Source organism: Butyrivibrio sp. NC2007 (genome assembly GCF_000421405.1).
Lineage (GTDB): Bacteria > Bacillota > Clostridia > Lachnospirales > Lachnospiraceae > Butyrivibrio.
This window is the reverse complement of record NZ_ATWY01000020.1, coordinates 21867-36248: the sequence shown is the minus strand read 5'-3', so window position 1 is coordinate 36248 and position 14382 is coordinate 21867. Positions and strand designations below refer to the sequence as shown.

General features: G+C 45.0%; 14 protein-coding genes. 7 read left to right on the top strand and 7 right to left on the bottom strand.

All coding sequences use genetic code 11. The features are described from left to right. Positions 1-33 precede the first annotated feature (33 nt). Together G632_RS0115010 and G632_RS0115005 are read right to left on the bottom strand one after the other, a co-directional pair. Complete coding sequence (locus G632_RS0115010) at positions 34-1476, bottom strand: MFS transporter (protein WP_022770233.1); 1443 nt, start codon at positions 1474-1476, stop codon at positions 34-36. A gap of 24 nt (positions 1477-1500) precedes the next feature. Continuing rightward, positions 1501-2328, bottom strand: coding sequence for an alpha/beta hydrolase (locus tag G632_RS0115005; protein ID WP_022770232.1), 828 nt, complete (start codon positions 2326-2328; stop codon positions 1501-1503). A gap of 112 nt (positions 2329-2440) precedes the next feature. Here G632_RS0115005 and G632_RS0115000 point away from each other — a divergent pair, with 112 nt between their 5' ends. Further along, positions 2441-2728 (top strand): hypothetical protein, encoded by a 288-nt coding sequence (locus tag G632_RS0115000; protein WP_022770231.1) that lies wholly within the window; start codon positions 2441-2443, stop codon positions 2726-2728. 43 nt (positions 2729-2771) lie between these two features. Here G632_RS0115000 and G632_RS0114995 read toward each other — a convergent pair whose 3' ends face one another. Next, entirely contained in the window at positions 2772-4397 is a 1626-nt protein-coding gene (locus G632_RS0114995) for a transglutaminase domain-containing protein (RefSeq protein ID WP_022770229.1), read from the bottom strand. 212 nt (positions 4398-4609) lie between these two features. Here G632_RS0114995 and G632_RS0114990 point away from each other — a divergent pair, with 212 nt between their 5' ends. From G632_RS0114990 to G632_RS0114970, 5 genes are all read left to right on the top strand, one after another. Continuing rightward, entirely contained in the window at positions 4610-4939 is a 330-nt protein-coding gene (locus G632_RS0114990; protein WP_026512618.1) for a PadR family transcriptional regulator, read from the top strand. 22 nt (positions 4940-4961) lie between these two features. Then, entirely contained in the window at positions 4962-5813 is an 852-nt protein-coding gene (locus G632_RS0114985; RefSeq protein ID WP_022770228.1) for a permease prefix domain 1-containing protein, read from the top strand. A gap of 645 nt (positions 5814-6458) precedes the next feature. Next, complete coding sequence (locus G632_RS0114980) at positions 6459-7226, top strand: basic amino acid ABC transporter substrate-binding protein (RefSeq protein WP_022770226.1); 768 nt, start codon at positions 6459-6461, stop codon at positions 7224-7226. Positions 7227-7234: 8 nt separating this feature from the next. Further along, positions 7235-7921, top strand: coding sequence for an amino acid ABC transporter permease (locus G632_RS0114975; protein WP_022770225.1), 687 nt, complete (start codon positions 7235-7237; stop codon positions 7919-7921). Next, the gene (locus G632_RS0114970) at positions 7908-8645 is read left to right on the top strand and encodes an amino acid ABC transporter ATP-binding protein (RefSeq protein WP_022770224.1); all 738 of its coding nucleotides are present in this window, start codon (positions 7908-7910) and stop codon (positions 8643-8645) included. Before G632_RS0114975 ends, G632_RS0114970 begins: the two co-directional genes overlap by 14 nt. 79 nt (positions 8646-8724) lie before the next feature. Here G632_RS0114970 and G632_RS0114965 read toward each other — a convergent pair whose 3' ends face one another. The 3 genes from G632_RS0114965 to G632_RS0114955 form a co-directional block, all read right to left on the bottom strand. After that, positions 8725-10326 carry a putative ABC transporter permease subunit gene (locus G632_RS0114965; protein ID WP_022770222.1) on the bottom strand — a complete coding sequence of 534 codons (1602 nt, stop codon included), beginning with the start codon at positions 10324-10326 and terminating at the stop codon, positions 8725-8727. Then, on the bottom strand, positions 10319-11029 hold the full coding sequence (locus tag G632_RS0114960; protein ID WP_022770221.1) for an ABC transporter ATP-binding protein: 711 nt from the start codon (positions 11027-11029) through the stop codon (positions 10319-10321). The genes G632_RS0114965 and G632_RS0114960 overlap by 8 nt, the downstream gene beginning before the upstream one ends. 124 nt (positions 11030-11153) lie before the next feature. Continuing rightward, positions 11154-12311 (bottom strand): hypothetical protein, encoded by a 1158-nt coding sequence (locus tag G632_RS0114955; protein ID WP_022770220.1) that lies wholly within the window; start codon positions 12309-12311, stop codon positions 11154-11156. 234 nt (positions 12312-12545) lie between these two features. Here G632_RS0114955 and G632_RS0114950 point away from each other — a divergent pair, with 234 nt between their 5' ends. Next, positions 12546-12752, top strand: a complete 207-nt coding sequence (locus G632_RS0114950) for a hypothetical protein (RefSeq protein WP_022770218.1) — start codon at positions 12546-12548, stop codon at positions 12750-12752. An 83-nt stretch (positions 12753-12835) separates the two neighbouring features. Here the strand turns inward: G632_RS0114950 and G632_RS21420 are convergent, their stop codons facing one another. After that, complete coding sequence (locus G632_RS21420) at positions 12836-14368, bottom strand: PP2C family protein-serine/threonine phosphatase (RefSeq protein ID WP_022770217.1); 1533 nt, start codon at positions 14366-14368, stop codon at positions 12836-12838. Between the last annotated feature and the right edge of the window lie 14 nt (positions 14369-14382).

Sequence of the window (14382 nt, the reverse complement as noted above, 5' to 3'; positions counted from 1 at the left end):
TCCATTTAAAGCAGTTACCCGTATCTGATTTTATTATAATTGCCTTTTGGCTATCTCCGCAACGATTCTGTCGTACTCTTTCTCATCAATTTTGTATCTGGCCCTAAGAATCAGATATGCGAGAGTCATCATGATCAGCGGAACGAAGACCATTCCTATTCTCAGGGTCAAGGTCTGTGAGGGCTGAACTGTGGCGATGAAGCTGTCGGCCTGAGAGAGCGCCGTCTGCCTGTCAATGGTGCCTGCTCCGACTTCCATCTCCAGTGCGCTGATGTTCTGGCTAACGGCATAGATTCCGCTGACGATCAGTATCAGAGAAGCTGCAGCCTGGTTCAAGGCGTTAGAAAGTTTTACGGCAAAAGACCTGATGGCTGAGATAATACTGTCGTGCCTCTCACCATACTTGTACTCGTCGTACTCTATGGTGTTGTTGACCATGACGATGACCGCCAGGTTATAAAGGGCCTGGGCAAAGAAAATCACAAAGCCAAGTATATTGAGAAGTATGATGTTTGCAGGGATTATGTAGCCATAGCCAAGGAAAATAAGATACCCTATCACAAGGCAGATCAGCGTACAGGTTATGATCTTGTTTCTGGAAAATCTCGCTGAGAGGATCGGGTATGCAAACTGCGCCAGCATGGTTCCAAGGCCGTACATCACAGTAAATATCGTTACAAGGTTTCCGCTCTCGGAGTATCCGAACTGGAAGTAAAAGAAGTTCAGCGCAAGGAGGAACAAGAGCTGCTGCCCCACGCAGAACAGGATGTAAGCTATGCCCACAGTGATGAGCTGGTCGTTCCTTGCAAGGATTCCGGCCATGCTCTTTAAGCCGACTTTGTTGTTATTGTCGTCATGTCTTTTGGTCTCGGTTACTCCGAGGAACGTCAGGGTCTGGAAAGCAACAAAGCCAAGTGCAACTATGAGTGCCACAACTCTGAAGGCCATGACTGCGTTACCTGCGATGACTATCGGCACAAGTCCTGCCACCAGGAACTGGCCGACGCAGATAAAGATTCCCATGAGGGTTACCAGGGAGTCTCTTTCCTTCGGGTCGCTGGAGAGGCTCGGAAGCATGCCCCAGTAGGCGATGTCGTTGATGGTGTAGGTCATTCCCCACATTAGATAAATGAAACTGAAGAAAAAGACAAAGGCCCAGCCTGTCGGTCTTATGGTGAACATCGCGATGATCACGATGGCGTTCAGTATTGCGCCAACAATGATGAAGGGTCTGAACTTACCGCTCTTAAAATGGCAGTTCTCGATTATGGTGCTCATGAGAAGATCATTTACCGCATCCCAGACCATGCAGACAACCATGGCTGCTGAGATTACCGAGAACTGAGCTACCGTGAGTTTCATGGTGTACTGAACATAGGTCAGCACAAACATGCTGACCAGAACGTAGGCTGCATCTCGCCCCGTTGCACCTACGCAGTAACACCACTTGGTTTTCTTATCAATGCTGTTCCCCATACTTATTCCCCCAAAAAGTCTGTTTTATAGCGAATCGTTTTCGATCTTTACATGGCCGCTGCTAAGACCGCTTGCGCCTTCACCAAGCGGAAGCCAGTCGATGACTTTCTTTATCTGGCTGTCCCAGAAATCCCAGTCGTGGCCGCGCTTTTCTTCATCCCAGGTCACATCTGCTCCGTTTTCCTTGAGGAATTCTCTGAACCTTACGTTGGCATCGTAGAGGCCGTCTTCTGTTCCGCAGGAGAGATAGAACTTCGGGATGGGTCTATTGTCTTTTACCATATCTGTGAAGGCAACCCTTGGGTTTGCGTCAGTCTTAAGGGCTTCGTCAAGGTCGTCGAAAAGAGATTCCACCATGAACCTCTCGGTGTCGCCCTCCTCCATGTGATGAACTGCTGATGAGAGCCCGATAACATGGCTGAAGGTATCGCTATAAACAATGCCGTTTCTGAGAGCTCCGTACCCTCCCATGGAAAGTCCTGCGATGTAGGTATCTTCTCTTTTGTCAGATAACGGGAACATCCTTCTGGTGATCTCCACAAGCTCTTTTCCTATAAAGGTGCTGTAATCATTCTTGCTGATGCGGCTGTTGATATAAAAGGCGTTATCTCCGGATGGCATTACAACTGCCAGGTTCTTCTCCTCCGCCCATCTCTGAATCCTGGTTCCGCTCACCCAGTCGGTGTAGTTTCCAAGAAGGCCATGAAGAAGATAGAGAGTCTTAAACTTATATCCGTCTTTTGACGCGTAGGAAAAAGTTTCGAAATCCAGCTTGTCCACCGGAAGGATCACGTTAACCGGAACGGTCCTGAACAAAGATTTTGAAAGATAGTTCACTTGAATGAGTGCCATGTTGTCCCCCTTATACTATGAAGTTTAGTTTCCTTTTTTCACAAATAAAATTATAGCAAATGTGATAGAATAATAGTGTAAAAACATTCACTTTTTGGGGAGGCAAAGGGTCATGGTAAAAAACGAAAAAGAACTTCTGGAAGCAATCAAGCACGAACACCACATTTCAAAGGAAATCACCGACACTCTCATCGAGCTGGATCAGTTACCAAGCACCGGAACCCAGGTTTTTCTTAACGACCTGATCGTTGAGTTATATAAGAGAGTTGTGGATGTTAACGACGACATCGTCGTAGAGATCTTCGCAGACAAAGTCATCACCCCCGCAGAATTCACCACCTGGGTTGAGGACAACTTCACAGAATATTCCGCAAATCTTTTCAAGAAAACAATCGAGTAATATAAAAGGAGTCAAAGGGGACGGTTCTCTTTGACTCCTTTTTTTATTCAGCAATCAGATCAACATGGTGTGTGATCAGATAGTCTCCGCTATCAAGGCGCTCGAACATCATGACAAGACTACTATTATCTTCTCCGGTATAAGAGAGCATATTATTCGCGCCGTCCTGATACTGCGTTCCAAAGAATGCTCTGTACCACTCTATGAACAGTTCTCTGCTTATCACAAGCTTAATATCCGCACTATGCTTTTTGGAAGCAATCGCTTTTGTCAGCAGATCAATCAGGTCATTAGCATATTCAACCTTATCGGTATAAATTTTGTCAGTTGCAGCTCCAAGCTTTTTTAAATTAGGTGCAATGTTCTCAAGACCACTGTACTTGGTTCCATTGCACGCAGGGAGATATCTTGACTGATACATTCTTGAATGCATCAGATTCTTCCTGTCAGTCACGTTAAAGAAATCGTAAGTCTTAGGATCTGTGTCATCCCAGGTGCAGTCCACGTTGTAGTACTCATCGTCGAGCTTTATGATGTTCCAGGCATGGAGCTCTCCGCCCCATCCGATCACAAAGTATGTGGGAACCCCCAGCTGCTGCATCAGATACTGGAACGCCTTGGCATATCCGCAGCAAACCGTGTAGTCATTGGGGATAGAGCTGAAGGCGCTCTGATCCAGCGTGTTGAACATATAGGTTATCTTGTCGACCAATGCGTCGTGGATGTATTTCTCTTTATCGTAATCCGTTTCCAGATTCTGGGCCCCTGCCAGAATCTTGTTTGCATCATCATTAAATCGCAGCTTAGCCTTCGCAACATCCGGAATTTCTGCGTAGAATTTCAGACCGACTTTGATCACTTTTCCGCTGTAGTCAGACTCATAGTACTTGGTATTGTCCATCCAGAACAGCTCCGGATGATCATAGAAAACGCAGTCCCAGGCAGCTATCCATTCCTTCGGAGTGCAATCCTCAACCGGCCTGAACTCAGGCGTCAGCGCATTTGCGTTGGCATAAATCTGCTTATATAATTTCTGCTCTTTCTCGCCGAGCATATGATAGTAAGGGTAAAAGAGCTTGTCGAACTCGGCATCTTCACCGGTTTCACCAAAGGGTACTGTGTCCGCAATGTTCTGTGCTTCCTGAGGGTCTATTATCTCCGTGACATCAGGTTCTGCCAGCTTGGCATCACTCTTTTTAACAGCCTGATTCAGATATTCATCAAGCGTCAGCAGACCTTCATCACCTTGCTCTACCAGCTGCAAATATTCGTCATTGCCGGGGTTATAGTCCTGAAGTGCTCCATCATTCATAACGCCAGTCAGATCACGCTTATCGCCATAATCACTGTAGCTCTCTTCCTGAGGCGCGAAATCTGTTGCTTCAACAACAGTCTTTACCAGCTCATCAGCATATATGAATTTGCTTGGATCCATTGATACCGTGTATGTGGTTTCCTGAGGTGCTTCCTCACCTGATTCACCTGCACTTGCCTGTTGCGCTTCCGGCTCTTCTTCCTCTGCCGGCGGAACATAGATAGGTCCTATGCTCTGAGCTATGCCTGCTGCAATCTGCCTAACATCAGGATTTGCAGCACAAAGAAGGATGAGCGCCACAATTAGCACGATCACCCCTAGAATTAAATGCAAAAGTTTATCTACTATTTTCATCTGTGCCTCCGTGCATCCCAAAAACAGTACAATTTTTCAATTGTATTTTATCATTAAAGTGTTAAAAAACAATAAAGACACCATTACATTATTATTATCTATTATCTATTGGCATCGCTTGACATACTACGACAGTCGTTGTATATTTACTATGACAGTCGTAGTAACGATGGTCGTAGTATAACCAAATAACAGGAATAAGGTATCAGAATATGCAGGAAATCAGCAGTGACGTGATCCGAGGCTACAACGACACCATTATCCTATTTTTCCTGATGGAGGAACCCTCCTATGGATACGAGATATCCAGGAATATCAAGGCCCTGTCGGAGAACAAATATCTGATAAAAGAGACAACGCTCTACTCCGCGTTTACAAGACTTGAAAAGAACGGTTACATCACCTCTTTCAGTCAGGAAGCGGATAACGGGAAGCGCAGGACCTACTATCAGATAACCGAGGCAGGAAGAGTCTACTACAAGGAAAAATGTGAGGAGTGGCGGCTGACCAAGGATGTGATTGAGAGATTTATATCAGATTAAGATTTTAGGGGAGAGAAGTGATATGGAAACAATTAAGAATTATCTTGAAACAATGTTTGCAAATTTGCCTGACACAGAGGAAACACGCAGGGCTAAGAGCGAGCTCTTTTCCATGATGGAAGATAAGTACAACGAGCTCAAAGCGCAGGGCATGGCCGAGAATGCCATCGTCGGAACTATCATCACCGAGTTTGGAAATATCGATGAGCTCAAGGAATCTTTGGATCTGGGCAAAAGAGATACCATCGTCCCGGTAGTTTCTGAGCCGGTGCAGACAGTTGCAACCATCGAGAACGTAACTTATGAGAGCGAAGGCAAGCGCATGCTGACAATAGACGAGGCCAATGATTATGTCATGGACAACTCACTTTGCACCTTTATTTTCGGGCTTGGCGTATTCTTCTGCATCCTCTCACCGGCCGGACCTGTGCTTTTCAGTGCCTTTGAGGACATCTTTGGAAGCAATGCCTTCACAAATTTCTTATCAAGCTTTGGCGTGGGATTTTTGTTCCTGTCAGTTGCTATCGGTGTTGGACTGATCCTGTTATCAGGCACCAAGAGAAAGGGCTGGGAGTTTCTTGATCAGGGCAACTGTGGCCTTGAAATCGAGACAGAAGAATTTGTGAAAAAAGAGCTTGAAGAAAACAATTCAAGTCAGCACTTCATGTTCGCCCTGGGCGTTATGTGCTGCATCTGCAGTGTGATCCCGGTGAGCGTCCTCGGCGCAATGAGGATCAAAGTTCTCTCAAATGCCGTTGGACCATCACTGATCTTTGTCCTGGTCGGCATCGGAGTTTTCTTCATACTGAATTCTTCAAGAAAAGTTTCAGCATATGAGAAGCTTCTTTCACTGAACAAAAACCCTGAGGCATAAAATGAGCCCTGGGGACGGAGTCAGGGGCTCATTGTCAGACAATTTAAAAGGAGTCAAAGGGGACGGTTCTCTTTGACTCCTTTTTTGTTTGCTTACAAGGTGACAGGTCAAAAGTGCATCACAAGACAATATATATGGGCTTGTTGGTTGGAGTCTGTTTTTAAAAAGCATCACAAAAATTTTTATATGAATTTTTGGTAGGAAAATTCAAAGCCGGGTTATCTGAAAAATTTGATGCATAACATAGTGGCTACATCACAAGCATTGGCTCCACGGAACGTTGTGATGTAGTTTTTTGCAAATACTTGTTTGCGACGCGAAAATCTTTTTTGCAATTTCCAACTATTTTTTGCATAGAGGAAAGTTGTGGGGTGGTCGAAATTACGTTTCCAACCATCGCACAGAAAGCTAGCACTTTGTGACGTACCCTCACCACAAAATGAACCCTTGACTCCGTCCCCGGGGCTCAAAACAAAAATGAACCCTCGACTCCGTCCCCGGGGCTCAAAACAAAAATGAGCTCTTTTTTCAGGCAACAGAACGAAAATTAAATTTAGTACTTGATATATTTTAATATCGCTGTTATATTATACATAAAACGTGTATATTTATGCAGAAAATGTATAAAAGCAGGAGGATATTATTATGAAAAAGAAAATTATCGCAGTAGCACTTACTGCAGTTGTAGCTCTTGGCTCACTTGTTGGTTGCGGAAGCGCATCAAACAGCTCTAGCGGAAGCACCGGCGAGACACTTGTAGTTGGTACAAACGCTGCATTCCCACCCTTTGAGTATGTTGGCGATGACGGAAAGCCTGACGGATTTGACGTAGCTCTTATCAAGGCAATCGGTGAGAAGGCAGGATTTGAAGTTCAGATCCAGGATATGGAGTTTGACTCACTTGTATCTTCTATCGGAAACAAGATTGACGTTGCTATCGCAGGTATGACTGTAACAGAAGAGAGAAAGAAGACTGTTGATTTCTCTGATTCTTACTATGAAGCTGTTCAGGACGTAATCGTTGCAAAGGGTTCAAACATCGCAACAGCTGATGACTTAAAGGGTCTTAAGATCGGTGTTCAGCTCGGAACAACAGGCGAGTTCATCGCAGACGAGATTGAAGGCGCTGAAGTAGCCGCTTATAATAAAGCAGTAGACGCTGTTAACGACCTCAACAACGGCCGTGTTGACTGCGTTATCGTAGACAAGAACCCCGCTGAGGTATTCGGTGCTCAGTTCCCTGATCAGGTTGACGTCCTTCCCGGAACAAACTTTGACTTCGAGCCAGAGAACTACGCTATCGCACTTCCTAAGGGAAACACAGAGCTTGCTGAGAAGATCAACGCAGCACTTAAGGCACTCAAGGAAGACGGAACATACGACAGCCTCGTTAAAAAATACATTGAGGAGTAATTCTTTAAATGACTTTATCTGAACGTTTTATTGCGGCTTTCATAACCGGTGATCGCTGGAAACAGTATCTGGCAGGTCTTGGCATCACTCTTGAAGTTGCCATATTTGCCGGAATTCTGGGTATCATCATAGGAACTGTTGTTGCCCTTATGAAACTCTCCACCACCGAAGACGGAAGGCCTACCATCCTTAATTACATAGCCACAGTTTACGTGGACATCATCAGAGGAACTCCCAGCGTACTGCAGCTCCTTATCATGTGGTTCATCATCATGGCTTCCTCCAACAATGGAATCCTGGTTGCATCACTTTCCTTTGGAATCAACTCCGGAGCATACGTATCGGAGATCGTCCGCGGCGGAATCCTTGCTGTTGACAAGGGTCAGATGGAAGCCGGAAGAAGTCTTGGCCTCTCCAAGGCAGCTACCATGCGCTACATCATCCTTCCACAGGCCATCAAGAATGTAATCCCGCCTCTGGGCAACGAGTTCATTACTCTGATAAAAGAGACTGCGATCGTAGGTTACGTTTCTCTCGCTGACCTTACACGTGTGGCAAACCAGGTAGCTTCAAGGACCTATGATGCTTTTATGCCTCTCATCGGTGCAGCGGTTGTTTACTTTGTGATAATCAAACTGCTGACCATACTCCTTGGCAAACTTGAAAGGAGGATGCGTAAGAGTGATAAGCGTTAATAATCTCTATAAAGAATTTAAGAATACCGACGGATCCATTACAAAGGTCCTAAACGGCATTACATACGAAGTCGGCAAGGGTGAAAAGATTGTTATCGTCGGCCCTTCAGGTTCAGGAAAGAGTACCTTCCTTAGGTGCCTTAACCTCCTTGAAAGACCCACATCCGGCGAGATTTACTTTGATGCTCAGGAGATCACCGATCCCAAGATCAACATCAACAAGATCAGACAACGCATGGGAATGGTGTTCCAGAACTTCAACCTCTTCAACAATCTCACCGTTATGGATAACATCATCCTCGCTCCCGTCAAGCTCAAGGTAATGAGCGAAAAAGAGGCAAGGGAAAAGGCAACAGAGCTCCTTAAGAGAGTCAATCTTCTCGATAAGGCAGACGTTTATCCCGTTTCCTTATCAGGCGGTCAGAAACAGAGAATCGCGATCGTGCGCTCACTGTGCATGAATCCCGAGATGATGCTTTTTGATGAGCCCACATCAGCTCTCGATCCCGAGATGGTAGGCGAGGTTCTGGACGTTATGAAGCAGCTCGCCGATGACGGAATGACCATGGTGGTTGTAACTCACGAGATGGGATTTGCAAGAGAGGTTGCCACAAAGGTCCTCTTCATGGATGAAGGAAATATCTTAGAGGAGAATACCCCCAAGGAATTCTTCGAAAATCCTAAGAGCCAGAGACTTAAGGACTTCTTATCGAAAGTATTATAATTTTAGGCATGACAAAGCCGCCGGAGATCACAAATCTCCGACGGCTGTTTTTATATCTTTATATCTTAATTCGTATATCTTATCGCTTCTCTGCCAGCGCCAGGGCTCTCTTGTAGCTGATAAGCGCCAGCACTCCTGCAATCGCAGTAAATATCAGAGCCAATATCTTATGGTCTATACGCACTCCAAGAAATACTATGAGCACCACAAGAATCATTACCACAAACATATTCGGAAGCATATACCATGCTACGCCGGGTCCCTGTTTGATGACCTCAACTTCATTCTCCCAGTCAAGCCTCATGTGCTTTATTCCGCACACGCAGCCCCAGGCTGTAGAGAAGGCACACAAGGCGGTTCCAAGGATGATATACAAAAGCGTATTTATCACAGGAACTCTTGCCGAGATGCATAAGCACAGCACCGTAAATACCATGAAAGGCACTGTCAGACACATGTTAAAGAGCATCTTGCCCTGATAAAGAGTCTTCTTTTCTATGGGCATGCTCTGCACTATCCAGTAGTTCTTGCCCTCAAGGGATGGCGAACAGGATGTGGTAGACATCATTCCCACCAGGAAGTATGCAATAAACGGAATCGCCGGCTGTAATATCGCCGCATCAATGGGTGCACCGGAAGTCACCTTTGACACAATTACATCGAATCCGAAGATCAGTGTCGCAACTCCCAAAATCACCGCCAAAACTTCACCCATAGCCGCATTGGTGATGTAAGTTGTTGAGCCGAGCATTCTCCTGAATTCTTTGTAGGCAATGGCGGTAACGAGACTTCTCTTTTTCTGAGTGGTCATCTTGAATTTGCCGCCTGCAGCGTGGGTCTTAAGCGCAGAATTGATATTCCTGTAAGACCTTCCTACTATACGGAACAGAAGCAGGAAAAGAGCTGCCGACACCACTATAAGCAGTAGTCCGCTTATAATGTTTCCCTTTGTAACTGCGTCAGAAAACCATCCCATTGGAAGATAAATCCCTGATGCTTTTTCTGTAGCCTCAGACATGTTCTCAAGAGTCTGCTCTGCTCTTCCGTTTTCAAAGAAATTCTCGATGATGTACCTCAGAGAGAAACTGAAAATGATAAATACAAAGGCAAGTATTGTCTTAATAAAATTCGTCTTCTTAAATCCGGAGCTGATCCTGGCTATGATAAATCCCACAAAGGATGCAGCCAGCATCGGGATCAGGGGAATAAAGAGCGAAAGCAGTATCCAGTAGAGCCAGATCACAGGGCCCACACCTGCGAATATCGCGTATCCGATAAGCATTGCAACCGAAACACTCATATACCAGGGCAGCGTCTTGATGTACATGTAGAGGAACTTGCACCCTGCTATAGTGCTGCTCTCAAAAGGAAGTGACATCAGCATGTCATATTCCTTGAAGTTAAAAAGATATCCGTTGGTCTTAAACACAGTAAACACAAAGGCCAGAGAGCTGATCACGAGTGCGCACATGGCAGGGACCGAATCGATTATTCCCATCATTCCATATCCGACGCACATCAGAATGCTGTAAGCCATTATCATCGCATACAGGAAAAATAGTCCCACGTATGCTGCGATAATCTTATTCTTCTTCTTTTTGTCTTTTGAATGCTTAAGGATGTTCACCCTGCTGGTAGAAAGAAGAAGAGTTTTTAACAAAATCAGATTCTTCTTATCCATTGTCAGCCTCCAGGAATGCTTCCTCTAATGAATGACCTTCTGTAAGTTCCTCCATGGTTCCGGCTGCTATGATCTTTCCTTTTTTGATTATGGCAACCTTGTTGCAGAGCTTTTCAGCAACATCAAGAACGTGGGTTGAGAAAAATATGGCCGTTCCACGATCGCACATCTCATGCATGATCTCTTTTAACGTAAAAGTCGCCTTGGGGTCGAGACCAACGAAGGGCTCATCGAGAACCAGAAGCTTTGGATCATGGATCAGTGCTGAGATAATGGCAACCTTCTGCTTCATTCCATGTGAGTAAGAACTGATCTGATCACCAAGGGCATCGGTGATCTCGAACAGATCCGCATATTTCTTGATCTTCTCTTCTCTGTCCTTGGCGCTTATGTCAAAAACATCTGCCACGAAATTAAGGTACTGGATTCCTGTGAGATTCTCGTACAGGTCCGGATTATCAGGGATGTAGGCGGTGATCTTCTTGCATTCCATGGGCTCATCTTTTACGGAATGGCCGTCAATAAGGATCTCACCCTCGTCAAAATCAAGGACGCCTACCACTGCACGGATGGTTGTAGATTTTCCTGCGCCGTTGTGACCGATAAAGCCGTAAATATCGCCGCTCTCCACGGTAAGTGTCACGTTGTCCGCAGCTTTTTTCCCTCCGTCGTAAGACTTAGAATAGTTTTTTATCTCCAACATTTATACTTCCTCCATAACTGAACCCCATTTAAGTTTTTGTTATTTAAACATTATCATAGTATATGCATATAAAAAAGGTCGATATCGCACTGATATCGACCCGTTTTACACCTGATTTGGCAAATTACTGTACTGTATTAAATTCAACCATCTCTGCTTTCTCGTAATCTGCATAGAACTCGTTGAGCTTGGAATCATCTGCAACCTTGCCATCAGGATCTTCATTAACTGTGCGAAGATCTGATGTGTAGTAGTAAGTTCCGTTTCCGTCTGAGTCATACTCAACGTAGGCATTCTCATCAACTGCAAGAAGATCAAACTCTGTGATTGTCATTTTCTGCATGCCGTGGTTGTTTCCGACATAGAGGATACCCTTGTCAACTGCAAGAGGATAAGCTGTTCCGCCGCACTCTACATAGCCGAGATACTGGATCTTTCCATCTGCATTGTACTCATAAACATCAGCATCGATAGCAACGAACTTCTTGCCGTCGCCGTCATAATCATATGTTCCTGAAGCAACTAAAAGAACGTCCTTGTCAGCGATAGTTACATTTGCATAGCCCTGTCCAGCCTGGAGCTTGTCAACGATCTGTGTGAATGTGTCACATCCTGTGATGTCCATAGGAACGTGCTCGTCTGCATCATCGGGAATGCCGGCGCTTGCCTGCTTGTTTGGATCATACATTGCTTCTACGATAGCCTGAGGATCAAAGCCGTCAAGGTCTTTTGCAACAGTAGAAAGGCTGTAGCTGATTCCGATTTCTACATCATACCAGGTTACAAGGTCTGCGCTCTCGCTATCACCTACATAGCGTGAAGCCTTTGCAGGCATGTTGCCATCAGCCCAGTTTGCAAGTGTTATATCATTTGTAACTGTCCAGTCATAGAACATTCCTGAAATATCCTGGTTATCATCTCCGGTGATCTGCTCTCTTGCAGTAAAGCTCATTCCGTCAAGGTCAAAGTCAAGCTCTACAACAGGTCCGGGAACTTCAAAAGAAGAAGGATCCATGTCACCCATTGCTCTCCATACTACATTTGTTGCACCCTCGGGAGCGCTAAAGCTGTTTGGAATCTTCGCTGTTGCCTGCTCCTCTGTGATCTCTGTCCAGGGATTTGCAAGCTCTGTATTCTCTGTGTTTTCAGTATTCTCTGTGGTCTCTACAGCTTCAGTTGTCTCAGCAGGCTCTGTCTCGGCAGGAGTTGCCTCTTTTCCACATGCAGTCATCTGAAGCGCAAAGACACTCATCATCATTACAAGTAAAATTTTCTTTTTCATAATCTCTCCTCTTCTTATTATGATTTTCAGTCAGTTCGATTTACACAACAGAGTCATTATAGCACCGTTGCTGCACAACAAATCTTAAGAGTTTCTAAAAAAAGCATAACCACGCGCTTTTTCGCTCGTGTGATAATTCTGTGACACTCAGTCTGATAACATACAATCAACAAAACAAACACAGCAACACAAAAATAGAAGAGAGAAAAACCTAAATTAAGGAGGAACAAAATTATGACAACTATTATCGCAAAGGCAATCATCATCTTAACACTGGTATTTGAAGTAATCACTATCGCAGCAGGATCAGCTCTTTATCCTATCTTTGCAGCAGCTTGCGGAATAATCTTCGGATGCATCGCAATTCAGATCATCATCGGCCAGATCCGCAAAGTTTCCATCAGAAACAAGGCAGCAAGAAGGATGTTCTTAGTTGGCTGATTTAAAAAATATAAAAACTGAATATGGAAAACAAACAAAAAAATAAAGAACAGGAAGCTGCCCCTCCTGTTCTTTTATTTTGTCTAATTAACGCCGTTATATGTAAATGCCAGCATCGTGATGTCATCAAACTGCTTGGCATCTCCAACATATTCTTTGATACTCTGCGAAACGTTGAGAAGAATTCTTTCGGGATCTGCATCCTGATCCTTGTTCAGAGCCTCCAGCATTCTCTCTTCTCCGAAGAACACATTGTTTGCATTAGCTGCTTCCGTGACACCGTCGGTGTAAACAAAGAAGGTATCGCCGGGTTCAAGTTTAAACTCGTGCTGTCTGAATTTCAGGCCTTCCATGGTAGCTACCGCAGGTGAGTGCTTGTAATGAACAAGTTCAAACTTTCCGTCCTTGTGCTTGAGTACCGGATGCTCATGTCCTGCATTGACCGCAAGGCCCTCTCCTGTGGATAAAGAAACTGTGGCAAGCCATACTGTAACGAAGAGTTCCGCCTTATTGCCCTCGCAGAGCTGGTTGTTTACTTCATAGAGGATCTTGGCGGGATCTTCTCCCAGAAGCGCCCTGTTCTTGATAAGCGTCCTTGATACCATCATGAAAAGAGCTGCCGGAATCCCTTTACCTGATACGTCGGCCATAACGAGCACAAGCCTGTCGTCATCCACCATAAAGAAATCATAGAAGTCGCCGCCAACCTCCCTTGCGGGATTCATTGTGGCATAGAGATCAAACTCTTTTCTGTCGGGCAGATACGGGAAGATCTTGGGAAGTATGTTCTCCTGGATGGCCGATGCCACCATCAGATCTCTGTCTGCTGCAGCTTTCTCCCTGCCCTGATTGACGTTAAGGATTCCGTATATCAAAAGGATTATCAGCATTGCAACGGATGCGCTTGGCGAAAGACCGTACATGGTCGCCGTAAGGCCTCCAATGATCAGCGGTACTGCTGCATACGCAAAGAAGGTGACCATCTGAAATCTCTGAAGTTTCTTTCTCTGATAAATAACGCCGATGAGGGCCAGGATCATAACAACATATGCGTAGATCAATGAGAGAAGATACATGGGACTTCTCTGATAAACACCATTTGCATCCACTGTGAAATATATTCCGGTGAAAAGATTGATGATCCTCATGCTGATAGGCCCTATAAGTCCGAGGACAATGATCCTTCCCACGAGCCTTATGTATTTGTCATCAAGCTTTAAGTAGGTCATGGTGTAGAGCCAGAAATAGCACGCTTCAAGCGGAGCGCAGAGATAGTACACCGTGTTGTCTAAAATGTTAGCCCATCTCAGCAGCGGGATTCCATCCACAAGCCATGCACAGGCATCGGTAAAGCACCCGATATAAGCCGTTATAAGCAGTAACATCAGAAAACGAAGGTCTGATCCGTTCTTTTGCACATCGATGACAAAACATACAAAGAGCATGTATCCCATCATCATGCTGACCATATCCATTCCTATGTTGAGCACATACATGGGTTTGAGATTGGCTACGCCCCTCAAAAACGTAAACTGCGCCATAAGGAACATCATAAGTATGCAGAAAGCTGATACCCACATTAGCCGTTTCATCTGTGCTTTGCTGATATATTGCATAGTATTCCTCCAAA